Below are 23,654 nucleotides of genomic sequence, written 5' to 3'. Positions count from 1 at the left end.
GGACGGGAGGTATTTGGGGACTGCGGCGATTCAGGACCGCGGACATCGCACATCCGGATTCGCGCCACCGGGCTCACTGCCGACAACCATCGGCAAAACCGGATCTGCAGTCCATTCCTCCAACGAACCGTCGTAGACTTTGACGTCCGCGTGGCCGCTGCGGATCAGCGCAAGTGCGGTCAAACACGCCGAAACTCCGCCACCGCAATAGATCACGACAGGGCCGGTGGCGGTTGGTAGAACGTCGGCCGATTTCGACAAGACTTTCTCGACCGGAAGCATCCGGGAGTCGGACTCGAGAAGACTCTTCGCGGACAGATTCACGCTTGACGGAATGTGTCCGCGTCGCGAGTATCGCGTCTTCTCGGTTCCCTCGTACTGCTCAGGCGCGAGAGCGCACACCAGCGTTCCGGCTTCGCGTCCGCTGGACAGCGACGCAACGCGAGGTAAATCGACCCACAGACCCAGATCCGTCACGCTCCAACGCGTCGACGCCGACGTGTGGGTTTCGTCGTCGCCGCTCACGAGCGCGAAGCCGCGTCGAGTCCATTCGGCGAGGCCACCGTCGAGAACTCTTGCTTCGATGCCGGCGTTGCGAAACACCCACCAGAGCCGTGATGCCCAGGTGGTCGATCCCTGGTCGTAGATCACGATAGTCTCGCCCGGCTCGATACCACTGGATTGGAGATCGGAAACCAACTGCTCCGTTGGCGGGCGTGTGAAATGCAGCGCCGCTTCCCTTTCGGAGAAGACGTCCATGAGGTCGACATGTCGCGAACCCGGGATGTGCGAGGAGACCCAGCCGCCGTACCCGGATTCCGGGCGGTAGTCTCCGTCAAATCGCGCGGGAGGAAAATGAACCGTCGCGTCGAGCACGGCGACGCCTCCCTCACGCAGCATCACGTCGAGTTCAGCGGCACTCACCAGCGGCGACGCGGTCTCTCCAGCCACTTCGGACCCTCTCCCTCGGAAACGAACAAGCACGAACCTAAATGAGTACTAGCGTATACGCAAGTACTCACTCGTCGTCGATGGCATAATCGAACGCGCTCTACTTGCATGCACAGGAATGGGGACACATGGATCTCGACGCCGATACGAGCACCACCGATCTGCTGATACCGGAGGCTGCGCTCGGCCGGTCCGATCAGACGTCGCGGCAGTACCTGCGCCTGCGAGCCGACATCCTGGCAGGCAAGTTCCCCCAGGGCGCTCCGCTGCACGAGACTCAATTGTGCGAATCGTACGGCGCATCCCGCACCCCGATCCGGGAAGCACTCAACTGGCTCGCACACGACGGACTACTCGAACGAGCCGCTCGCGGTTTTCGTGTCCGTTCCGGCACACCCGAGGACGTCATCGAGATCTACGCGGCGCGGGTAGCCCTCGAATCGGAAGCGGCAGGCGCCGCGGCACTACGCCACAGCGATCTCGACCTTGCTCGCCTGGACGGATTACACGAGTTCTGCTGCACTGCAACCGAAGGCACCGAGGTGCGTTCCGGGAACTTCAAGTTTCATGAGGCCCTCTGGCAGGCCGCCCACAATTCCACGATCACCTCACTGCTGATCCGCCTCACCACCCAATTGCGAATCTACGACAGCGGCCCGCCGTCGAACTACGGCGAACCGGACCTGCTCAATTCGGAACATCAAGAGATCCTGAATGCCATCCGCGCCAGGGACGAATCGTCCGCGCGTGGCCACATGCGCAACCATCTCGAGCGCAGTCGCGACCAGCGGATAAGGATGTTCGCCAGCCGCTGACTCCAGACAGCCCAGAGTTCTGCATACCGACGCCTATGCCGCCGTCAGTCAGGCGGGGAGCGTGCCGATCTCGACGTCGTACACGCTCTCGGCCGGGCTCGACATCACTCGGTCCGCCATCTCCTGTTTGAGCACTGTCAGCCGTGACTCGTCTTCGGCTGTCCGGTCAGTCTTGCGGGAGAGAGTGATCAACTCGTCGACGACAAATCCCTCCCGAACAGTCAGCGTGGCGCTCGCGCCGCGATAGCCGACCCGAAAGACATACAGTGCGAGCGCATTTCCTCGTTCAGGCCGGGCCAGGGAACTGTCGACGGTGTACCGCCCTTCGGTCACTGCGCGCGTGACCAACTCGAACGCGTCGCGCACTCCTGGTCCGCCGTGTGCGGTGGTGACGACCAGCTCGCGACGCTCGACGGAGCCTTCCCCGCCGAGCACACCGAGTGCGCGCTCGAGGACTTTGTAGGCATGCGCCACGCCTCCCGGTGCCTGCGGCCCGTGATAGTGCAGAGCATCTTCGTACGTGAAGTCGAGCGTCGTACCGTGATCGGTCACGATCAGCGAGTCGGTCATGATGGGCGTCCTTGCCGGTCAGTGCTGGCGGTCGATCGGATTGTTACGCGAGACAATGAGCGGATCGACCGGCGTGAAAGGAAATTGCGGCAGATCGCGTTCCGGAACACCGAACGAGGCCGAGAGAACGCCGCGCGAGAACGCGGAAGCCGTTGCACGGTAGCCTATGTCGCCCGGCGTCGGCTGGTCGAAGAAGATGAGGAAGTTGATGTCCTCGTCACCTAGAACCTCGATGTGATGGGGGTAGGCACGCGGAACGAAATACACCTGACCGGGCTCTAGTAGGTAGGTGTCGAGCGAACCGTCCGGATCGAGGACCGTCATCCGCCCGTGACCACGATGCACGTATCCCATTTCGGCAGTGACGGGATGCCAGTGTGGCTCACGCATTCCACTCTCGCGAATAGTCAACGAGTACATCGAAAGATCCTCCAGCGCCGCCCAATACTGCTTGCGTGCCACTTCCGCCTGTCCGTACGGGTATGCGAGGGGCGCGATCTGGCCGTCGAGATCGAAGAGATGCGCGTTGGGAAAGCCGGCGGTATCGGGAACGACGGCGGCGCCGTCCCGCCGAACTATCTGGGACGCATCGGCCCTACCGAAGACGTCGAAGGCTGACGCGGCGAGGTCGTAGGTATTGCCGAGCACCGCGTTCGACATTGCGCTGACGCTACTCTGCAACGAAAAGTGCTGCGGGAGTGAAGTACGCAGGGCAGCGATGATCTCCGCCTCCTCCTCTCCGACAGTCTCGATGTGATAAATCGCGCCGGATTCGACGTGATACATCTGCCCCGTTCGCACCACGAAACTGGCGAACTCGTCGGCATTGCCCAACATCGAGACGAGCACGGTTCCGCTGGTGACGTAGGCGATCTGGTTCGCGTTGACGTTCCATTGTGGTTCGCGGATCGCGCCGGGGCCGAGAACAATTCGTTTGATCGACAGACCGGACAGGATCGGCAACGAACTCGTGTCGAGTTGCGAGATCGATCCGAGTTCGTTCTCGAAGACACTGGGACCATCGCGCAGCGAGGCAACGTGTGTGGACATGGCCTTTGATCCTTTCGACTCTTATCCTTCCGAATCGCTGACGTCAGTCCTCGATGAAGGCAAGGATGTCCCGGTCCAGGGTCTGCTGATACGAGCCGTAAATTCCGTGCGGTGCGCCCGGATACACCTTCAGCGTGCCCTTCTTCACCAGCTTGATCGCCTTCTCCGCCGCTGCGCCGATCGGCACGATCTGATCGTCGTCGCCCTGAGCGATGAGGAACGGAACGTCGATGGCTTCGAGATCGGAGGTCTGATCCGTCTCCGAGAATGCCTTGACGCAGTCGTAGGCCGCGGCGAGGTTGACCAACATCCCCTGTCGCCAGAAGTCGTCCTTCGCCCCTTGCGAGACGTCGGCCCCTTCGCGGTTCGCGCCGTAGAAGCTCTCGCTGAGATCCTTGTAGAACTGCGATCGATCTCGCAGAACTCCCTCACGAATGCCGTCGAACACCTCGATCGGTGTGCCTTCGGGGTTGCCGTCCGACTTGACCATGATCGGCGGAACGGCGCCGGCGGTGATCACCTTGGCCACACGCCCTTTGCCGTGCTGCGCCGCGTAACGGACCACTTCCCCGCCGCCGGTCGAATGTCCCACCACGATCAGGTCTTTCAGGTCGAGTGTGTCGATCAGCTCAGCCAGGTCCTTGGCATATGTATCCATGTCGTTGCCGGTGTACGTCTTCGACGAGCGACCGTGCCCTCGACGATCGTGCGCGATGGTCCGGTATCCGGCGTCGGCGAACAGCTTCATCTCGACCTGCCACGCGTCAGAACTCAGCGGCCACCCGTGGCTGAGGACGATCGGCCGGCCGACCCCGTGCTCGGTGTAGTAGATCTCGGTTCCGTCGGAAGTGGTGATGTAGGGCATGTTCTGCTCTTCTCTGTCGAGTCGTGGACTGAGGTCCGGACGCGGTGCCCGGTTTCCTCACTCTGCGAGTGCCCACTATCGGGGCAGTCGACTCATCGATCGACAGAAATCTGTATGGGGGCAGAAGACTCCGGCCCGACACCACGAAGTGTGGTGTCGGGCCGGACCCTTCAGGCAGAGGGGGAACGATCAGTAATCGTCCTCCGTGTAGACGATCATTCCGCGCAGGTTCTTTCCCTCGAGCATGTCGGCGTAACCCTCGTTGATCTCCTCGAGCTTGTAGGTCTTGGTCACCAACTCGTCGAGTTTGAGTGCGCCGCTTCGGTAGTGATCGAGCAACTTGGGAATCTGGGACCGTGGTCCTACCCCGCCGAAGATGGCTCCCTGCAAACGCTTCTGTAGAAGGGTCAGCTCGAAGAGGCTGAGCGTCACCTGCGAATCCGCGTAGTGCCCCATTCCGACGACCACGACCTGCCCGCCCTTGCCCGTCGCGCTGAGCGCGGGCTGAATGATGTCGCCGTGAATCTCGCCCACGGTGATCACGGTGACGTCGGCCATCTTGCCCCAGGTGATCTCGCCGATCACCGGTAGCGCTTCCTCGAGGGAGGCAAACGTGTGTGTGGCGCCGAATTCCTTTGCCTTGTCACGCTTGAACTCGACGGGATCGATCGCGATCACAAATCGTGCTCCGGCTGACGCCGCACCCTGCACCGAGTTGATTCCGACGCCGCCGACGCCGACGACCACCACCGTGTCACCGACCTTGGCTCCACCGATCGCGGTGGCCGATCCCCAACCGGTGGCAACACCGCAGCCGAGCAAGGCCGCCTTGTCGAGCGGGATGTCCTTCTCGATCTTGATCACCGACGCCTCGTTGACGGTCACGTACGGCGAAAATGTTCCGAGCAGGCACATCTGGATGACCGGCTCGTCGTTGAGGGTGACGCGGTACGTCTTGTCGGAGATCGCCTGCCCGGTCAACAGGCCGGCTCCCTCGTCGCAGATGTTCTGCAGACCCTTCGCGCAAGACGGACAACGTCCGCACGCCGGGATGAAGGCGAGAACCACGTGGTCGCCTTCTTCGACGCTCGCGACACCCGGGCCGACCTTCGTCACCACTCCGGCGCCTTCGTGCCCGCCCAAGGCCGGGTAGAAGGGCAGCGGGCTGGCGCCCGTACGCAAATGTTCGTCCGAATGGCACAGCCCCGATGCGGCGAGTCGGACCTGTACCTCACCCGAGACCGGGTCCCCCAGCTCGACCTCTTCGATCTCCCATGCCTGACCTGGCGCCTTGACTACCGCTGCCTTGACCTTCACCTGCACTCCTCGAAATTCTTCGTGATGCACGGACGACGAAAGAACGCGCCGGCATTTGTGTCGCCGATCACACTCCACCTACGAGTGTGCCTGAAACTACTCGAGAATACCGCCGGTCCGTGCGCCTTTTTGGTACTCGGCGTTACCGGAAACGCGCACGGCTAGTATCAACACAGTGGCCAAGGGAACTCGCAAGACAAGAACTCGCAGCGGCACTCCCGAGCGAGGCGAGTCCGGTCCCGTCGCCGGTACTTTTCCGATCGATACCGGGACGTGCGAACTTGTCCGCGACCAGTACTCCGACGACAGCTGGATCATCCAGATCAACGGAGTGCCCAGTTCCCACGTGAACGTCGCAGATCCGACGGTGCTCGATTTCGAGTACATGCGGTGGATCGCGCATCTGGTCGATTCCGAACGTGACAAGACCGAGCGTCTGCGGGTTCTGCATCTCGGCGGCGGAGCCTGCTCCATGGCCAGGTACTTCGCCGCCACCTACCCCGACGCGCGTCAGGTGGTTGTCGAAATCGACGGCGCCCTGGCCGAACTGGTGCGCGATTGGTTCGACCTACCGCGCGCACCGCTGCTGCGCATTCGTGTCGGTGAAGCCCGCGCCGTCACCGAAACTCTCACCGAGTCCACCCGAGACGTCGTGATTCGAGATGTCTTTGCCGGCAACACAACTCCGACTCCGCTGACAACAGCGCAATTCACCACCCACGTACGACACGTGCTGGCACCGGGCGGTATCTACATCGTCAACTGCGGCGACACCCCGGATCTTCAGGGCGCGCGCAGTGAAGCCGCAACGATCGGTGCGCAGTTCGAACACATGGCGATCATCGCCGATCCCGCGATGCTCAAGGGCCGTCGCTACGGCAACATGATCATCGCCGGTAGCGACGTTCCGATCGGCGGGCAACCCGCGCTCGCGCGCGAGCTACTCGGCGGCGGCGTTCCCGCCCACGTGTGGCAAGACACCGAAGTCCGCAAGTTCGCCGCTAACGCGCCGGTTCGGCAGGACTGAGCGAAAACGCTACTCCCCGCCGAAGACCCTCTCCACCACAGCTTTTGCCCGTCGTGTGATGCGCAGGTAGTTGTCGAGGAACTCCCCTGCGTCGTCGCCGTATCCAGCGACCTGCGCCACCGCCGCGAGAACACGGCCCGGGCCGGGAAGCTGATCGGTCGGCTTGCCTCGCACCAGAACGAGGCAGTTGCGTGCCTTCGTCGCGGTGATCCAGGCGTCACGCAGCAGTTCGACGTCGCCTTCGCTGAGCAGTTCCGCGGCGCCGATGGCGTCGAGAGTCTCGAGCGTCGACGTGTTGTGCAGCGACTCGATCTTGTCCGCGTGGCGCAGCTGCAGCAATTGCACAGTCCACTCGATGTCGGCCAAGCCACCGCGACCCAGTTTGGTGTGCGTCGCCGGATCGGCTCCGCGAGGAAGCCTTTCGGAATCGACGCGCGCCTTGATGCGCCGGATCTCGCGCACCGCCGCGTCACTGACGCCGCCTTCGGGGTAGCGCGTCTTGTCGATCATGTGCAGGAACCGCAGTCCCAGTTCAGGATCACCGGCAACCGGGTGCGCACGAAGCAGCGCTTGAATCTCCCACGCCTGAGCCCACTTCGCGTAGTACGCGTCGTACGACTCGAGCGTGCGAACCATCGGTCCGTTGCGGCCTTCCGGACGCAATCCGGTGTCGACTTCGAGCGGAGGATCCGTGCTCGGTGCCCCGAGAAGCTTGCGCACCTTGTCGGCAATGCTGTTGGCCCACTTGACCGCAACGGTCTCGTCGACGCCCTCGCGGGGTTCGCACACGAACAGCACGTCCGCATCGGATCCATAGCCGAGTTCGCCGCCGCCGAGTCGGCCCATGCCGATGACGGAGAAACTGGCCGGCGCCTCGGTCCCGAGTTCGGTGACGCTGGCCTTGATCACCGCGGAGAGCGATGCATTGAGCACCGCGGCCCACACGGAGGACAGCGCCTTGCAGACGGCGGGAACATCGAGCATGCCGAGGATGTCGGCCGAAGCGATGCGCGCAAGTTCGTGTCGCCGCAGCGAGCGGGCCGCGGCAACAGCACGATTGGGATCACTGTGTCGGCCGGAGGCGGTGAGTATTCCGCGAGCGACGTCCTCGGGCTTCGGCTCGACAAGGCGCGGTCCACTCGGCGAATCCGCGAACAAGCGAATCACGTCGGGAGCCTTGATGAGCAGGTCGGGTAGGTACGCCGACGAGCCCAGCACGGTCATCAGACGCTCGGCCACCGCAGCCTCGTCGCGGAGCAGGCGCAGGAACCACGTCTGGTCGACGAGCGCGTCCGAGAGCCTGCGGTAAGCGAGCAGACCTGCATCGGGATCCGGTGTGTCCGCGAGTGATTCGAGCAGAGTCGGCAACAGGAGCGCTTGAATGCGACCCTTGCGTGAAGCGCCACTCGTCAGTGCAGTCAGATGTCCGAGAGCATGCTCGGGCGCCGTGTAACCCAGAGCGGCCAACTGCCGAACCGCGGCTTCTGGTCCCAGGACCAGTGCTTCCTTGTCCATCCGCGCCACCGATTCGAGAAGCGGGCGGTAGAACAACTTGGCGTGCAGGCGGCGAATCCGATGCGAATTCCGCTTGATCTCGGCGCGCAGGACTCCCAGCGAATCCAGACGACCATCGGGTCGCATGTGCGCGGCGCGGGCCAGCCAACGCAGCGCTTCCTCGTCGTCCGGCGGCGGCAGGGTGTGTGTGCGCTTGAGCTTCTGCAACTGCAGACGGTGCTCGAGCAGACGCAGGAATTCGTACGACGCAGTCAGGTTGGCGGCGTCGTCGCGGCCGACGTATCCACCCGCCGCCAATGCGGTCAGTGCATCGACGGTGCTCTGGACATGCAACGAACTGTCGGCGCGCCCGTGCACCAATTGCAGGAGTTGGACGGCGAATTCGACGTCGCGCAAACTTCCGCGGCCGAGTTTGAGTTCACGCTCACGAAGTTCGGGGGGAACCATTTCCTCGACGCGTCGACGCATGGCCTGGACTTCGGGGACGAAGTCCTCGCGCTCGGAGGCGATCCACACCATCGGGCTCATCGCCTCGGAGTACTGGCGACCGAGCTCCATGTCGCCGGTCATCGGACGAGCCTTGAGCAGTGCCTGGAACTCCCAGGTCTTGGCCCAGCGCTTGTAGTACGTGATGTGGGATTCGAGGGAGCGAACCAGTTCTCCGCGCTTGCCTTCGGGCCGGAGCGCAGCATCGACCTCGAAGAATGCGGAGGTACCGATACGCATCATCTCACCGGCAACGCGGCTGGCCGTCGCATCGGCCGGTTCGGCGACGAACACGACGTCCACGTCGGAGACGTAGTTCAGCTCGCGCGCACCACATTTGCCCATGGCGATCACGGCGAGCCGGATCGGACAACTTCCCTCGGGGCACACCGTTGCGATAGCCACCGCCAGTGCGGCGGTCAGGGCAGCGTCCGCGAGATCGGAAAGCTGGTGACCCACAGTCTGATAGGGCACTACTGGTTCGTTCTCGACGGTCGCCGCAAGATCAGCCGCAGCCAGCAGAATCAGCTGGTCCTTGTAGCTCTTACGCAGAGCAACAACAGCTTCCGGCCCGGTCAGGGTGGCGCGGTAGGTCAGTGAGCCTTCGGTAGCGCCCTCGTCGAGGGTGGCGCCCACGGCCTCGAGCAACGCTGCGGTGACCTCGTCCTTGGTCGGCAGAGCGGTTCCGTCGAGCAATTTCCAGCCGATCGGATCCGCGGCCAGGTGATCGCCGAAGGCCGACGACGCACCCACGAGTGCGAACAAGCGGCCTCGCAGGCTTTTGTCCTTGCGCAATGCCTGATCGAGTTCGCGCCACCCGCCGTCGAGCCCGTCCTTGATCCGCACAAGGGTGCGCAGAGCGAGGTCGGCATTCGCGGCACGCGAAAGCGACCACAAGAGTTCGATGCTCTCGGCGTCGACCCAACCGAGCTGACGCAACTCGTCGGCAGCGGTGGGCTCGACCAGCCCGAGTCGACCCGGTCCTGGAACTGCTGATCTCGCAGCGGGCGGTTTCACCGTCACAGACCGAGGTAGGTCTTGAGCTCGAACGGCGTCACGTGGCTGCGGTATTCCTCCCACTCACGACGCTTGTTGCGCAGGAAGAAATCGAAGACGTGTTCGCCGAGTGCTTCGGCCACCAGTTCCGACTTCTCCATCTCGCGCAGAGCGCTGTCCAAGTTGCTCGGCAGTTCCTTGTAACCCATGGCGCGGCGCTCGGCGGAGGTCAACGACCACACGTCGTCTTCTGCCTCGGGCGGCAAGGTGTAGCCCTTCTCGATGCCGCGAAGACCGGCAGCAAGCAGGACCGCGAAAGTCAGGTACGGGTTGCAGGCCGAGTCTGGGCTTCGGATCTCGACGCGGCGCGAGGACGCCTTGTTGGGCGTGTACATCGGGACGCGAATGAGAGCCGATCGGTTCGACGGGCCCCACGACGCAGCAGTGGGTGCCTCTCCCCCGTGGACGAGTCGCTTGTACGAGTTGACCCACTGGTTCGTGACCGCACTGATCTCGTTGGCGTGCTCGAGGATGCCGGCGATGAACGCCTTGCCGGTCTCGGAGAGCTGCATCGGATCGTCAGGATTGTGGAAGGCGTTCGTGTCGCCCTCGAACAGGCTCATGTGGGTGTGCATCGCGGAGCCGGCCTGATCACTGAACGGCTTGGGCATGAAGCTCGCCCGGACGCCTTCACCGATCGCGACCTCCTTCACGACGTATCGGAACGTCATGACGTTGTCGGCCATCGAGAGTGCGTCGGCGTAGCGCAGATCGATCTCCTGCTGACCCGGCGCGGCCTCGTGGTGGCTGAACTCGACCGAGATGCCCATCGACTCGAGTGCGTCGATGGCGTGGCGGCGGAAATTCGGAGCCGAATCGTGCACGGCCTGGTCGAAGTATCCGCCCGAGTCGGCCGGGATCGGCGGAGTGCCGTCGATCGGGCCGTTCTCCAGAAGGAAGAACTCGATTTCCGGGTGGACATAGCAGCTGAAGCCCAAGTCGCTGGCCTTGCTCAACTGGCGACGCAGTACGTGGCGCGGATCGGCCCACGACGGCGAACCGTCGGGCATCGTGATGTCGCAGAACATGCGCGCGGAATGTTGCGCACCGTCCTTGTGGGCCCACGGCAGGATCTGGAATGTCGAGGCGTCGGGCCGAGCGACGGTGTCGGCTTCGGAGACTCGTGAGAATCCCTCGATGGCGGAACCGTCGAATCCGATTCCCTCCTCGAAGGCGCCTTCGAGTTCGGCGGGGGCGATCGCCACCGATTTGAGGTACCCGAGAACATCGGTGAACCACAAGCGGACAAACCGAATGTCGCGCTCTTCCAGGGTACGAAGCACGAATTCTTTTTGGCGATCCATGCACGCGAGACTAAGCAAGCCACGTTAAATCTGTGTTACATCAGTGGTCCCGGTTAACAGAGTGATTGGTCACCATCGAATAGGCGCAGCGTACGGCGTCGCGCCGGTTAACATGTCAGACCCTCTTCCGGTGCCTTCAAGTCAACGAAGTAGTCGACGACGGCATCGTCGACGCAGGAGTTTCCGTCCAGAACAACCGTGTGTTGGGTTCCGTCGAACGTGATCAGGGCAGCGCCCAACTGCTTGGCGAGATCCACTCCGGCCTGATACGGCGTTGCCGGATCCTGCGTCGTGGAGACGACGACCAACTGAGGCAGGCCGGCATCGGCGAGCGCCTGGGGGTCGAGCGCGTGGGGGCTGCCGGTAGCCGGAACGGGCCAGAACGCGCACAGGTCGAGCGGCGCTTGACCCGTCCCGCGGCCGTCGTCGAGGAACGGCGCCGCCTCGCGGTACCGAGTGTCGGATTCGCCGGCCTCGGCGCGGTCGGTGGTTGCCGGATCGTCCACGCAGCGAATGGCGTTGAACGCGTCGTTGATGTTGGAGTAGCTGCCGTCATCCTCACGGCCTTCGTACATGTCGGCGAGATTGAGCAGCGAGTCGCCGCGTCCGTCGGCCAGACTCGACAGACCCCCACGCAGCGGCGTCCACAACTGTGGCGAATACAGAGCCTGCTGCACGCCCGTGATCGCGTCGGAATAACTCAGCCCGCGCGGATCGGTGGTCTGTGCCGGCTTCTCGATCAACGGATCGACGAGTGCCTGAAAGCGTGCCTGCGCCTGCGCCGGATCATCACCCAGCGGGCAATCCGTTCGCGAGACACAGTCGGCGACAAAGGCGTCGAACGCGCCTTGGAAGCCCTGCCCCTGCAAGACCACTTCGTCGACCGGATCCTGCTCGGGGTCGAGCGCGCCGTCGAGGACCATCGCTCGGACGTTCTGCGGAAAGGTTTCCGCGTACGTGGATCCGAGCCGGGTCCCGTACGAGAACCCGAGGTAGTTCATCTTCGGATCGCCGAGAACGCCCCGAATGACGTCCATATCTCGCACCACCTCGTAGGTACCGACATGAGCGAGGAACTCCGTACCGGTCCGCTCAGCGCACTTGGCGGCGTAGTCCTTGCTGTCCGCCTCGGCGAGAGCGATGCCCTCCGGCGTCATGTCGACGTTGACCTCCGCACGCTCCGCGTCGGTCTCCTCCGGCGTCAAACACCGAACCTGCGGGGTCGATGCCCCGATCCCCCGCGGATCGAAGCCGATCATGTCGAAACGTTCCTGCAGTTCGGTGCCCGAACCCGATGTCGCCATCGACAGCCCGGACCCACCCGGCCCGCCGGGGTTCAGCAACAGTGAGCCGATGCGGTCGCCGGTTGCCTTCGAACGCGAGATCACCACCTTCGCGGTGTCGCCGTTCGGATTCGCGTAGTCGACGGGAACGCTCACCTCGGCGCAGTCGACCCCACGCCCCAGCGGCGCAGTTCCTTCTTCGACAAATTGGTCGCACGAACCCCAGTCGAGCGTCTGCTCGTAGAAATTCTTGAGGCCGGACGGCACCGCGGACGCGGCAGAGCCAGCAGGTTCCACTGATTCGGGCGTGCCTTCCGAACTGGTGCAACCGACAACCAACACGAGCACTGCTGCGCTTCCGGCGAGGGCACCGGAGAGGCGAACGAACTTCGACATGCCATTGATGGTGCCAGGAAACCTCGGTAGCCAGCGGTTCGCCTCGGTTCGGCGCCTAACTGACAGGCACGCGGTGATGTGACCCATTGCACCCCGTCAACTATTCGTGTCGGCGATGTCCGGTGGCAGACTGAACACGTCATCACCCACACCCGGGGACCCGAAGGCGATCAACGCTCAGGGCCTCGAGGCCAGAAAGGGACAACGATGTCCGAAACACCTCTCTATGGTTCTGTACCCACTGCAAGCTCTACTGATGCACCGAAGCGTAAGACGCGCATTCACCACCTCGCCGAGATGAAGCAGAACGGCGAACGCTGGTCGATGCTCACCGCTTACGACTACTCCACGGCACGCATCTTCGAAGACGCAGGCATCCCGGTGCTGCTCGTCGGCGACTCTGCCGCCAACGTCGTCTACGGCTACGACACCACCGTGCCGATCACCGTCGACGAACTGCTCCCGCTCGTGCGTGGCGTGGTTCGCGGCGCCCCGCACGCACTCGTCGTCGCCGACCTCCCCTTCGGCACCTACGAGGGTTCCGCCGAGCAGGCCCTTGCGACTGCGACACGGTTCATGAAGGAAGGCCTCGCGCACGCCGTCAAACTCGAGGGCGGCGAGCGGATGAGCAAGCAGATCGCGGCTATCACCTCGGCCGGCATCCCCGTCATGGCTCACGTCGGATTCACCCCGCAGAGCGTGAACTCGCTCGGCGGATTCCGCGTCCAGGGTCGCGGCGACGCGGCCGAGCAACTTGTGGCGGACGCCATTGCAGTCCAGGAAGCCGGGGCGTTCTCCGTCGTCATGGAAATGGTTCCGGCCGAGATTGCGGGCCAGGTCAGCCGCAAACTCACCATCCCCACCGTCGGCATCGGGGCCGGTTCCGAATGCGACGCTCAGGTACTCGTCTGGCAGGACATGGCGGGTTACACAAGCGGTAAGACAGCCAAGTTCGTCAAGCGTTTCGGTAACGTCGGTGACGAACTGCGTTCCGCAGCCGCCGCCTATGCATCAGAAGTTCGCACTGGCGCTTTCCCGGCCGCAGAACACAGTTTCTGATCCGAGACCGGCGAACGCCGCCTGTCTCTCAACCAGCCAGGGGTGCGTTCAATGATCGGTAACCGTCGAAGTTCTACTGCCGCAGCTGTAGTCGGTGCGGCAGCTCTCGTCACGGTGCTGAGCGGATGCGCGGGAGGGTCCACCAACTCTCCCGCGCCCAGCAGCACTACGCCCGCGAGTTCGACCAAGACGGCGCCGGCAACAACCTCCGCGTCCGGTTCGACGTTCACCGACGCTCAGGTCCAGCAGTTGTGTTCGGATATGGAAGGGCAGCTGCAGAACTGGCGGACCGTCACCCCGACGCTCGGCAAGGGCGGACTGAACACGATCGTCATCACGTGGGCGACGCAGAACGGCATCAACCTGCTCGATCTCGCCCAGAACCGCGAAAGCATCGACGCGGCAACCTCGGCCGCGTGCCCGGACGTCCGGGGCGGCGCGATTTCCGCACTCGAGATCCCCGATCTCGCCTCCGGGCTGGTGGGCTTCTGATGAGCGAAACGTCAGCACCGCCGTCGGCTCTGCGGAGTCTCTATCCCCCGATCGAACCCTTTGTCACCGGCTTCCTCGACGTCGGTGACGGCCAGAGCATGTACTGGGAAGTCAGCGGAAATCCGGACGGCAAGCCGGTGGTGTTCCTGCACGGTGGCCCCGGTGGCGGTGCACAACCGGCGGTACGCCAGTTCTTCGATCCGGCCGCATACCGCATCGTTCTACTCGACCAGCGCGGCTGCGGACGATCCACCCCGCACGTTGCCGACGGCGCCGACCTGTCGGTGAACACCACGGACAAGCTGCTGGCCGACATCGAAGCCCTGCGCGAACATCTCTCGATCGACAAGTGGATGGTATTCGGGGGGTCCTGGGGTTCCACGCTTTCCATCGCCTACGCCGAAACGTTTCCCACGCGCGTCACGGAACTGGTTCTGCGCGGGATCTTTCTCCTGCGTCGTAGCGAGATCGACTGGTACTACAACGGCGGCGCGGGAAACATCTTCCCGGAGCGCTGGGACAAATTCCTCGAACCGGTACCCGAGGCGCAGCGCGGCGAAGACCTCGTCGCGGTCTATCACCAACTGCTCCATTCCGAAGACCCCGACGTCGCGGCCCGGGCAGCGATCGCCTGGTCGGCCTGGGAAGGATCGACGAGCTACCTGTACCCCCAGGCGGACAAGATCGAACAGAACTCCGAGACCAGGTTCGCCTTGGCCTTCGCTCGTATCGAGAACCACTACTTCGTCAACGGCGGATTCTTCGACGAGGGTCAGCTCCTACGCAAAAGCTCCGCCCTGCACGGCATTCCGGGGACGATCGTCCAGGGCCGCTACGACGTCGTCTGCCCCGCCACCAGCGCCTGGGCGCTGCACAAGGCGTGGCCCGAATCCAAGCTTGTGATCGTCGACGACGCGGGACACTCCGCGATGGAGCCCGGCATCGCACATCACTTGGTGGAAGCCACCGATTCGTACCGGTAGCGCCCTACGCCGGGAACGTGAATTCCACCGTCCGTTTGATAGTATCGACGGCGGTGAGTCGCACCTTTGCGCGCTCACCGTCATCGGGCGTTCCGACGCATTTCGCAATCACTGCGACCGACGGGACAAACACTTCCGCCGAGCGCTTTCCGTCCTTGGCGCGCATCACCACCGCGTCGAAGACCTCGCCGACCCGACCGTCGAGCAGCGTGGACTCGGTGAGATCGATGCACGCGCGGTCGACCTTGTTCGCCAGTGAGTCGGACCCACTCATGATGTCGGGCAACTCGGGAAGGGCGGTGCGCACCCATTCCGGTACCGGCGTACCAGCTGTGATCGCCAGACACACCTCGGTGCTGAAGCGATCGGACAGCCGGCGCAGTGGAGCCGTCACATGAGCGTAGGGCGCTCCGATCCCCGCATGCACCGTCAACTCCGGTAGCTGGCCGTCGAAGGCCGCGTAGTCTGCGCCGCGCAGCAACGACGGCGCAACCGACATCAGCGCCATCGTCGACGGCTCGTTGGAATCGAGTCCGGCAAGAATCTGCCCGACGCTTCGACCCTCCGGCCACGTGATACCCAGCGCCACTGCAGTTCTCCGCAGGGTGCGAACCGCGGACTCCTCGGCCGGCGGCAGCGTGCGAAGCAGCCCGATACCTGCGTCGATCATCATGCGGCCGGCACACATCCCGGTCAGCAGCGACACTTCTGCGTTCCAGTCGTCCGCTTCGGTGCGTGGCTCGAGCTCGATCCGCCAGCGAGCCGAGGACTCGTCCTCTGGCTGATCCCGAACCACTGACTGCTCGGGCAGTTTCAGCTCGATGGCGCCCCTGGCAACCGCCGAGGCACTGCGCAATCGTCCGAATTCCGGTAGTGCGGCGATCGACGGATGCAAGGTGCCCGCGTCGGCGTCACGTTGCACGGTCGAATAATCCAGACGCGCCACCGATTTCACCAGAGCGCGTCTCACCTGCCATGACGTGGGCTCGGCCTGGGCGTCCAACTCGATACGCCACAGTGCGGCGGGGCGAACCACGTCCGGCAGCAGACTCGCCGATCCCTCCGACAACGCCCGAGGATGCAGCGGAACGGAACCGTCCGGGAGATAGAAGGTTTGGCCACGCTTGCGGGTTTCGACGTCGAGCGCACCGCCCGGCGTCACCACCGCCGCGACGTCGGCGATCGCGTAGTGCACGACGTACCCGGTCGAGGTCTTCTCGATGTGCACTGCCTGGTCGAGGTCCATCGATCCGGGAGGGTCGATGGTCACGAAGGCGATACCCGTTTCGTCGACACGCCCGGCACCGAAACGATCCACGGCATTCTCGGCCTCGGCCTGCGCCGCGGCCGAGAATGCTCCCGGCAAGTCGAACTCCGCCCGAACCACTCCGAAGTCGATTCCCTGCACCATCATTCGACTTGCGGGCACGCATCCTCCATGATCGGTTCGGGCCGGTGTAGCAGCTGTACCGGTCTCAGTTGTTCCAAGTCTCAGTTGTTCCAAGTCTCAGTTGTTCCAGTCTTCGTCTGCCCGATCGGCGGCTTTGTTGCGTTCGGCAGCGATCTTCAATGCATGCTCGGCAGAGTCCCGATCAGGGTACGGCCCCATCCTCGTCAACGAGGACGCGCCCTTTCCCTGCGTGACGGAACCGTCGGACACGTCGAAGTACCAGAGTCGATCTTCATCAGTCATATCCACAGTGTGACATCAGAGTGAGATAGAAGCTTGTAGATCGCTGTGAGACTGATATTCTTTCTACTTGGCCTGGCAGGTGAGAACCGGACATTCGAACGGTGAGTTCTGCTTGAATGCCCAACACAAGCTACGAACAGAAAATGGAGTGCGCATGTCCGCAATTCTTTACGATTACCTCCTCCCGCTCATGGGCCATGACGCGGCAACGTACTGGGCTACGCTGCTGGTCATCAAGCCTGTCTGACAGCTTTTCGAACAAAAGAAGACCCCCGCCGATCCGGTGGGGGTCTTCTTTTTCTCACTGTGCAGATCACGGGCGGACGAGTCGGCGTGTAAGCCGGATCCTGTCCTGCGGCACCGAAGTGCCGAGTGGCGACCATCCATCTGGGCACACCGTCGCCGGGTGCCTCGAGCGGTTCACCCGCAGGCTCGGGCGAGCAGCCCTCGAACACCTGCGCAGCCGCACCGCGAGCGATGCGACCTTCAACCTTGCTCCGGGCGGGGTTTACCTAGCCACCCCGGTCACCCGAGGTGCTGGTGCGCTCTTACCGCACCGTTTCACCCTTACCTGCCTCGAAAGGCAGGCGGTCTGTTTTCTGTGGCACTGTCCCGCGAGTTGCCTCGGGTTGCCGTTAACAACCGCCCTGCTCTGTGGAGTCCGGACTTTCCTCGGCCCCAGGCCTGTGCGTGGTACACGCTGGTTCCAGAAGCCGCGGCCGCCCGGCCAACTCGTCCGCCCCCGTATGCTACCGGGCGCCTGTCGGTGGCCGGCACTATGGTCACCTTATGACTCGGTACGTGGCCCTGCTACGCGGTATCAACGTGGGCGGCATCAACATCAAGATGGCGGACCTCGCGAGAGTCTTCGGCGACCTCGGATTCCAAGGCGTGAAAACCGTCCTGGCCTCGGGCAACGTTCTGTTCGACAGTCCGAGCACCGACATCTCGTCGCTGAAGAAACAGATCGAATCCGCCCTCGCCCGCGAGTTCGGCTACGAGGCTTGGGTATTCGTCCTCGACATTCCGACACTGCAAGCGATCGTGGACAACTACCCGTTCGACCGAGAACGCGAGGGTTGGCATGCTTACGCGATGGTTGCCTCCGAGCCGGAAATCCTCGAGGAATTGAGTGCTGCGGCAGCGCAACTCGATGCCTCGGTCGAACGCGTGGTGGCCGGCGACGGAGTCCTGTACTGGGAGGTCGAGAAGGGGCAGACCGTCAAGAGCGCGTTCGGCAGGAACACCGGAAAACCGAAGTTCAAGGCGTTCACCACAACCCGAAACCTGAACACGCTCTACAAACTGCTCAAATGACGCTTGCCCCGACACGGAGCACCAGCGCGTGACTCTTCTACCGATCCTGCTCGTCGCCGTCGTCCTCGTCTTCGCGATAGTGCGTCCACGTGGGCTTCCCGAGATCGTCATCGCCGGGCCGGCAGCTGTCGTCGTTCTCCTGACCGGTGTCGTCACTCTCGACGAAGCCCGCGAAGAACTGACGAGCATGGCACCCACCGTCGTCTTCCTGGTTGCCGTGCTGGTTCTCGCTCATGCCGCGGACGCTCTCGGCGTCTTTCGCTGGGTCAGCCAGATCCTGCAGCAAAAATCCCTCGCCGATCCGCACCGGTTGCTGATTTACGTATTCGGCGCGGCTGCCCTGACCACGGCGGTCCTGAGCCTCGACGCCACCGTCGTACTTCTGACACCCGCAGTGATCGCCGCCGCACGATCCATCGGAGCAAGTCCGCGGCCCCATTCGTATGCCAGTGCGCACCTGTCGAACTCGGCGTCGACGCTCCTGCCTGTGTCGAACCTGACCAACCTCATCGCTTTTGCTGCAACAGGTTTGACGTTCTTGCACTTCACCGCGTTGATGGCGTTGCCGTGGGTCGTGACGATCGCTGTCGAATATCTGATCTTCCGACTGTTCTTCCGTTCCGAACTCGTCCGCTCGGAAAACACAGAGCCACCGGCAAGTAAAACTTCCTCGCCTGCGCCGAGTCTGCCGCTGGCGGTGATCGGACTGACGCTTGTCGGTTTCGCGGTTTCGGGTTTCTTCGGGATCGAACCCGCCTGGATCGCTGTGGTGGGTGCGAGTGTTCTGGGAGCGATCGCTCTGGCTCGGCACCGTACGACCGCCGCCAAGATGCTCTACGCTGCCGACCTCTGGTTCTGCGCGTTCGTCCTGGTTCTCGGGATCATCGTCGCCGGAGTCGCGAACGGGCCGGTGGGAGAATGGATTGCGCAGATCCTGCCAGGCGACACCAGCTACGGATCACTGCTATTCGTCGCCGTGGTCGCTGCGCTCGCGTCCAACCTCGTCAATAACCTGCCGGCAACCTTGCTGATGATCGCGGCGCTCGGGACGGGAGCACCTCCTGGCCTGGTGCTCGCGATGTTGATCGGCGTCAACCTCGGGCCCAACCTCACCTACGTGGGCTCTCTCGCGACAATGCTCTGGCGACGAGTTGCCACCAGCGCGGGCGCACCGCCCACGCTGGCGACGTTCACTCTGCTCGGGGTCATCACGACGCCACTGACGCTGCTCGCCGCCGTGAGCGCCCTGTGGTTGGTGATCTGATCAACGGATGATCAGCAGTCGGGGCATTTTCAGCGAAGATGTGACGTGTCGTTGACCAACCGGACCGAGGCTCCCCCGTCTGGATAGAACTCGGTGATACTCAGCGACGCCAGATCCAGATGCAACCGGTACAGCAACGACGGCCCGGCATCGAGGGCCAGTTGCACCAACGTCTTGATCGGGGTGACGTGAGAAACGACCAACAGCGTCGCGCCGCCGTAGGTCGAGATCAGGTCGTCGCGCGCGGCGACGACTCGTTCTCGTACCTCGTCGAAACTCTCGCCGCCGGGTGGGCGCACCGAAGTGTCCGAGAGCCATTCGCGATGCAGGTCCGGATCGCGCTCGGCTGCCTCGCGGAAGGTGAGTCCGTCCCAGTCGCCGAAATCAGTTTCGATCAAACCTTTGTGCTCGACGACGGGAAGACCGAGCACGCGGGCCGATGCCTCTGCCGTCTCACGGGTTCTGCCGAGGGGTGAGCAGACGATGGCGTCGATACCGCCGCGGTTCCCGAAGCGTGCAGCCGCGCCGGCGGCCTGCGCGCGGCCCAATTCCGTGAGCTCGGGATTGCCGCGTCCGGAGTAGCGGCGATCGACCGACATCGCCGTCTGTCCGTGACGTAGCAACAACATTCGTGTCGGCTTGCCGGTGGTGGCGATCCATCCCGGAGAGCCGGCGATCTGCGGTTCCGACGTCTCTTCTGACGGCGCGGCGGGTGCAGCTGGTGCGGGGGTCGCGGTTTCGATGCCGGCAGCAGCGTCCATCGCCTCGTTGGCAAGACGATCGGCATGAGAATTCTCGCCGCGCGGAATCCACGTGTAGGTCACTCGCGAGAACTGCGTCGCCAACTCGGCTGCGCGTCGCTGCAGCGGAATCATGTCCGGGTGCTTGACCTTCCAGCGCCCGGACATCTGCTCGACGACCAGCTTGGAGTCCATACGGACGTCGACCGTCGACGCTCCGAGTTCACCGGCAGCGGTCAACCCTGCGATCAGCCCGCGGTACTCGGCGACGTTGTTGGTCGCAATTCCGATGCTTTCCTTGCGTTCGGCCAACACCGAGCGGGTGGAGTCGAAGACCACGGCGCCGTAGCCGGCCGGGCCAGGGTTGCCGCGTGATCCACCGTCGGCCTCGACGATGACCTGCGTGGGAGTCACAGACCGGACTCCTTGGTACGCACCATGATTGCATTGCACTCTGGGCAACGAACGACGACGTCGGCCGGTGTCGCGGCGATTCGGGAGATCTCGCCGCGGTCGATCTCGATCCGGCAAGCGCCACATCGGCGTGCCTGCAGAAGCGCCGCGCCCGGTCCGCCCAGGGTGCGCTGCTTCTCGTAGACAGCAAGGAAATCGGCGGGGAATTCACCGACAAGTCGTTCACGATCGGCGGCGCAACGCTCTTGCGCCTTGTCCAGATCGGCGACGGCGTCGTCGCGGCGACGCTTGGCGTCGATCAGCTCTTCTTCGGCCTGGGACAGCTGGGCACCGGCATGATCGTGATCGGCCTGCAACGCCTCACGCTGCTCCATCACTTCGAGCAACTCGTCCTCGAGGAGCCCCTGACGCCTGACCAGGCTGCCGAGTTCGTGTTCGAGTTCGGTGAGCTGCTTCGCCCCGACCGACCCACTCTGCAACAGAGTGCGGTCACGATCCTCGCGCTGACGAACCGCGTCGACCTCGCCTTCGAGCTTGCGAATGTCGCGATCAATGTCGTCGATCTGAATTTCGACGGCTACGGACGCATCTTTACGGCTGATTCGCTCGGCCTCGAGACGTTCGACTTCCTGCTGCTCGGGAAGCGCTCCGCGTCGGTGGGTGATCCGAGTGAGCTCAGCATCCACCCCGGCGAGGTCGAGAAGCTTGGATTGCACCTGTGGTTCGACGTTCACGCTGTATAACTCCTGCTGTAAGTCCGATGTCGGCAGTGCTCGCGAAGGACGGCTCTCGAAGAACTGCTCTTGAATTGTTCGTGCAACCGTACCTTGCAGAGCGCTGCACTAATGCGCACTCAAACACCACGGATCGGTGCGAATTGTCGAAACCCGGCTTTCCCACCCCGGATTGTCGGCAAACGCGGCGTCGAGCACCGATTTCGCCTGCGCACACCACGGGTATTCACTAGCCCAATGGGCGACATCGACCAGTGCCGGGCCACCGGCACGAAGATGCTCGTCCGCGGGATGATGCCGCAGGTCCGCAGTGACGTAGACGTCGGCGCCCAGCGCCGCCACCACGTCCAGATACGAGTCGCCGGAACCGCCGCACACCGCCACGGTACGAACGGTCGCGTCCGGATCTCCGGCAGCGCGAACACCCCACTCGGTCGAGGGCAGTGAGCGCGCCACTCGCGCCGTGAACTCTCGCAATGTTTCGGGGTGCTCGAGCTCACCCACGCGCCCCAGACCGAGCGAACTGGGGAACGCTGCGAGTTCGAAGACATCGAAGGCTGGTTCCTCGTACGGGTGGGCGGCACGCAATGCGCCCAGCACCGCACTTCGCTTTCCGCGTGGGGCAATCACTTCCACACGATCCTCGCGAACCTGCTCCACAGCGCCGACAGTCCCGATCGTCGGATTCGCACCGTCGGCTGGCAAGAACTGACCCGTACCGGTGACCGTCCAACTGCACTGGCTGTAGTCACCGATCCGCCCAGCCCCTGCCTCGAAAAGTGCATCCTGCACGGCCGATGCATTCTCCACCGGAACCATGACGACCCACTTGTCGAGCGGCTGCGTCGGCTTGGGTTCGATCGGGCGCAGCACGGTCAGGCCCAGGGCCTGCGCCAACGCGTCGGACACTCCGGGGTCGGCGGAGTCCGCATTGGTGTGCGCCGAGAACAGTGCGCACCCCGCCTTGATGAGCTTGTGGACCAACGCACCTTTGGGTGTGTGAGCACCGACGGTGTCCACCCCACGCAGCAGAAGTGGATGGTGAACGACCAGAAGGTCGGCACCGGAGGCGATGGCGTCGTCGACCACTGCCTCGGTCGGATCCACCGCGAAAACCACTCTCGTCACCGCGTCCGCAGGATCGCCGCAGACCAGACCGACCGAATCCCACGATTCCGCCAGGGCGGGCGGATAAGCAGATTCCAGCACGGTTATGACGTCCGCAAGAGTTGGGCCGCTCACAAGATCTCCTTCATCGCTTCGATCAGTACCGAGACCTGCTCGGCTGGACGGACGGCAACGCGCAACTGATCGGGCCCGAGTCCGGGAAAGGTGTCGCACCGGCGGACGGCGATACCGCGGGCACGCAGGTGCTCTCGCATCGAGGCGCCGTCGCGGACGTCGACGAGCACGAACGGCCCCGCAGCGGGTTCGTGCACGGCAATCCCGATCTCGGTCAGTCGCCGGGACATGTCTTGGCGGTCTGCCGCAATCGCTTCGGCTTTGATCCTCGACTGCTCGACCGCGAACGGTTCGCAGCACGCCGTGATGGCCTCGATCTGCAGACTGCCCAATGGCCAGTGGGCTCGGCCGTGAGCCAGTCGAGCGAGAAGATCCGGAGAGCCGATCGCGTACCCACACCGCAATCCCGCCAGTGCCCACGTCTTGGTCAGGCTCCGAAGCACCAGTACATCCGCCGACTCGACACCTGCGATGCTCTCCGCTTCGCCGGGGATCGCGTCGCCGAAGGCCTCGTCCACCACCAGGATCCGGCCCGGCCGACGCAATGCCAACACATCGGCCTTGGGGTGAAGAACGGACGTCGGATTGGTCGGATTGCCCAGAACGACAAGGTCCGCGGATTCTGGTACCTGCGCGGCCCGAAGCGCGAAAGGCGGCTCCAGAATCACCCGCGTCACCGGTACACCGGCCTCTCGCAGCGCCAGTTCCGGCTCGGTGAAGGACGGATGGATCAGCGCTGCCGACCGAGAGCCCAGGCGCGGCAGCATCGCGAATCCCTCGGCACCGCCCGAGAGCAACAACACCTCTTCGGGCCGGCGCCCGTGCCGCTGCGCGACGGTTTCGCGGGCTTTCAGTTCCGCTGCAGCCGACGGGTACGAACCGAGCGTCGACAGCCCTGCGGCCAGCCGATCCCGCAACCACTCCGGTGGGCCGGAGCCTTGAACGTTGACGGCAAAATCGAGTAACCCGGGCTCCACTTCGACATCGCCGTGATGTCGCAAGCTCTCCAGGTCAACCGTTCCGGTACTCACCCGGTCAGCCTACGGTCGAGCACCGTGCGCGGACATCACCCCTGCCGTCC

General features: G+C 63.7%; 21 protein-coding genes and 1 other RNA gene. 7 read left to right on the top strand and 15 right to left on the bottom strand.

Annotation, left to right across the window (positions count from 1 at the left end; genetic code table 11):
- Nucleotides 1-30 precede the first annotated feature (30 nt).
- On the bottom strand, nt 31-951 hold the full coding sequence (locus QMA15_RS05645) for a rhodanese-like domain-containing protein (RefSeq protein ID WP_021334206.1): 921 nt from the start codon (nt 949-951) through the stop codon (nt 31-33).
- Nucleotides 952-1,079: 128 nt separating this feature from the next.
- Here QMA15_RS05645 and QMA15_RS05640 point away from each other — a divergent pair, with 128 nt between their 5' ends.
- The gene (locus tag QMA15_RS05640; RefSeq protein WP_031331966.1) at nt 1,080-1,766 is read left to right on the top strand and encodes a GntR family transcriptional regulator; all 687 of its coding nucleotides are present in this window, start codon (nt 1,080-1,082) and stop codon (nt 1,764-1,766) included.
- A gap of 48 nt (nt 1,767-1,814) precedes the next feature.
- On the opposite strand, the gene QMA15_RS05635 is transcribed toward QMA15_RS05640, so the two are convergent.
- From QMA15_RS05635 to QMA15_RS05620, 4 genes are all read right to left on the bottom strand, one after another.
- Nucleotides 1,815-2,336: a hypothetical protein gene (locus QMA15_RS05635; protein WP_021334204.1), complete on the bottom strand. Its 522-nt coding sequence runs from the start codon at nt 2,334-2,336 to the stop codon at nt 1,815-1,817.
- Between the two features lie 18 nt (nt 2,337-2,354).
- Nucleotides 2,355-3,386 (bottom strand): cupin domain-containing protein, encoded by a 1,032-nt coding sequence (locus tag QMA15_RS05630; protein WP_021334203.1) that lies wholly within the window; start codon nt 3,384-3,386, stop codon nt 2,355-2,357.
- A 43-nt stretch (nt 3,387-3,429) separates the two neighbouring features.
- Complete coding sequence (locus QMA15_RS05625; protein ID WP_283568435.1) at nt 3,430-4,251, bottom strand: alpha/beta hydrolase; 822 nt, start codon at nt 4,249-4,251, stop codon at nt 3,430-3,432.
- 189 nt (nt 4,252-4,440) lie between these two features.
- Nucleotides 4,441-5,568, bottom strand: a complete 1,128-nt coding sequence (locus QMA15_RS05620) for an NDMA-dependent alcohol dehydrogenase (protein ID WP_020908136.1) — start codon at nt 5,566-5,568, stop codon at nt 4,441-4,443.
- A 175-nt stretch (nt 5,569-5,743) separates the two neighbouring features.
- On the opposite strand from QMA15_RS05620, the gene QMA15_RS05615 reads away from it, so the two are divergent.
- Nucleotides 5,744-6,595 carry a fused MFS/spermidine synthase gene (locus QMA15_RS05615; RefSeq protein ID WP_290283747.1) on the top strand — a complete coding sequence of 284 codons (852 nt, stop codon included), beginning with the start codon at nt 5,744-5,746 and terminating at the stop codon, nt 6,593-6,595.
- A 9-nt stretch (nt 6,596-6,604) separates the two neighbouring features.
- On the opposite strand, the gene QMA15_RS05610 is transcribed toward QMA15_RS05615, so the two are convergent.
- The 3 genes from QMA15_RS05610 to QMA15_RS05600 form a co-directional block, all read right to left on the bottom strand.
- Complete coding sequence (locus QMA15_RS05610; RefSeq protein WP_021334198.1) at nt 6,605-9,619, bottom strand: bifunctional [glutamine synthetase] adenylyltransferase/[glutamine synthetase]-adenylyl-L-tyrosine phosphorylase; 3,015 nt, start codon at nt 9,617-9,619, stop codon at nt 6,605-6,607.
- Nucleotides 9,616-10,956, bottom strand: coding sequence for a glutamine synthetase family protein (locus QMA15_RS05605; protein ID WP_003941637.1), 1,341 nt, complete (start codon nt 10,954-10,956; stop codon nt 9,616-9,618). Before QMA15_RS05605 ends, QMA15_RS05610 begins: the two co-directional genes overlap by 4 nt.
- A 107-nt stretch (nt 10,957-11,063) precedes the next feature.
- The gene (locus QMA15_RS05600; protein ID WP_290283746.1) at nt 11,064-12,635 is read right to left on the bottom strand and encodes an alpha/beta hydrolase; all 1,572 of its coding nucleotides are present in this window, start codon (nt 12,633-12,635) and stop codon (nt 11,064-11,066) included.
- A 207-nt stretch (nt 12,636-12,842) separates the two neighbouring features.
- Here QMA15_RS05600 and panB point away from each other — a divergent pair, with 207 nt between their 5' ends.
- The 3 genes from panB to pip are packed head-to-tail and all read left to right on the top strand — an operon-like array spanning nt 12,843 to nt 15,169.
- Complete coding sequence (panB, locus tag QMA15_RS05595; RefSeq protein WP_003941624.1) at nt 12,843-13,694, top strand: 3-methyl-2-oxobutanoate hydroxymethyltransferase; 852 nt, start codon at nt 12,843-12,845, stop codon at nt 13,692-13,694.
- Between the two features lie 51 nt (nt 13,695-13,745).
- Nucleotides 13,746-14,186, top strand: a complete 441-nt coding sequence (locus QMA15_RS05590) for a hypothetical protein (RefSeq protein ID WP_020969914.1) — start codon at nt 13,746-13,748, stop codon at nt 14,184-14,186.
- Complete coding sequence (gene pip / locus QMA15_RS05585; protein WP_019748949.1) at nt 14,186-15,169, top strand: prolyl aminopeptidase; 984 nt, start codon at nt 14,186-14,188, stop codon at nt 15,167-15,169. Before QMA15_RS05590 ends, pip begins: the two co-directional genes overlap by 1 nt.
- Before the next feature lie 4 nt (nt 15,170-15,173).
- On the opposite strand, the gene QMA15_RS05580 is transcribed toward pip, so the two are convergent.
- The 3 genes from QMA15_RS05580 to rnpB all read right to left on the bottom strand — a co-directional run bounded on the left by QMA15_RS05580 (nt 15,174) and on the right by rnpB (nt 17,597).
- Nucleotides 15,174-16,583 (bottom strand): RNB domain-containing ribonuclease, encoded by a 1,410-nt coding sequence (locus QMA15_RS05580; RefSeq protein WP_021334196.1) that lies wholly within the window; start codon nt 16,581-16,583, stop codon nt 15,174-15,176.
- Between the two features lie 93 nt (nt 16,584-16,676).
- On the bottom strand, nt 16,677-16,862 hold the full coding sequence (locus QMA15_RS05575; protein ID WP_007735457.1) for a hypothetical protein: 186 nt from the start codon (nt 16,860-16,862) through the stop codon (nt 16,677-16,679).
- A 320-nt stretch (nt 16,863-17,182) separates the two neighbouring features.
- Nucleotides 17,183-17,597: RNase P RNA component class A (rnpB, locus tag QMA15_RS05570), an RNA gene on the bottom strand.
- Nucleotides 17,598-17,651: 54 nt separating this feature from the next.
- Between rnpB and QMA15_RS05565 the strand changes: the two genes are divergently transcribed.
- Together QMA15_RS05565 and QMA15_RS05560 are read left to right on the top strand one after the other, a co-directional pair.
- A complete protein-coding gene (locus tag QMA15_RS05565; RefSeq protein ID WP_019748952.1) occupies nt 17,652-18,179 on the top strand; it encodes a DUF1697 domain-containing protein in 528 nt (175 codons plus the stop codon).
- Nucleotides 18,180-18,207: 28 nt separating this feature from the next.
- The gene (locus QMA15_RS05560) at nt 18,208-19,443 is read left to right on the top strand and encodes an SLC13 family permease (RefSeq protein WP_019748953.1); all 1,236 of its coding nucleotides are present in this window, start codon (nt 18,208-18,210) and stop codon (nt 19,441-19,443) included.
- 29 nt (nt 19,444-19,472) lie between these two features.
- On the opposite strand, the gene QMA15_RS05555 is transcribed toward QMA15_RS05560, so the two are convergent.
- From QMA15_RS05555 to cobC, 4 genes are all read right to left on the bottom strand, one after another.
- Nucleotides 19,473-20,597, bottom strand: coding sequence for a bifunctional RNase H/acid phosphatase (locus tag QMA15_RS05555; RefSeq protein WP_019748954.1), 1,125 nt, complete (start codon nt 20,595-20,597; stop codon nt 19,473-19,475).
- Nucleotides 20,594-21,331 carry a C4-type zinc ribbon domain-containing protein gene (locus tag QMA15_RS05550; protein WP_019748955.1) on the bottom strand — a complete coding sequence of 246 codons (738 nt, stop codon included), beginning with the start codon at nt 21,329-21,331 and terminating at the stop codon, nt 20,594-20,596. Before QMA15_RS05550 ends, QMA15_RS05555 begins: the two co-directional genes overlap by 4 nt.
- Nucleotides 21,332-21,439: 108 nt before the next feature.
- Nucleotides 21,440-22,573, bottom strand: coding sequence for a Nif3-like dinuclear metal center hexameric protein (locus QMA15_RS05545; RefSeq protein ID WP_021334194.1), 1,134 nt, complete (start codon nt 22,571-22,573; stop codon nt 21,440-21,442).
- The gene (gene cobC / locus QMA15_RS05540) at nt 22,570-23,604 is read right to left on the bottom strand and encodes an Rv2231c family pyridoxal phosphate-dependent protein CobC (RefSeq protein ID WP_290283745.1); all 1,035 of its coding nucleotides are present in this window, start codon (nt 23,602-23,604) and stop codon (nt 22,570-22,572) included. The genes QMA15_RS05545 and cobC overlap by 4 nt, the downstream gene beginning before the upstream one ends.
- Nucleotides 23,605-23,654 lie beyond the last annotated feature (50 nt).

The organism is Rhodococcus sp. APC 3903 (genome assembly GCF_030407755.1).
GTDB classification, from domain to species: domain Bacteria; phylum Actinomycetota; class Actinomycetes; order Mycobacteriales; family Mycobacteriaceae; genus Rhodococcus_F; species Rhodococcus_F erythropolis.
This window is presented reverse-complemented; position numbering and strand designations above follow the sequence as displayed.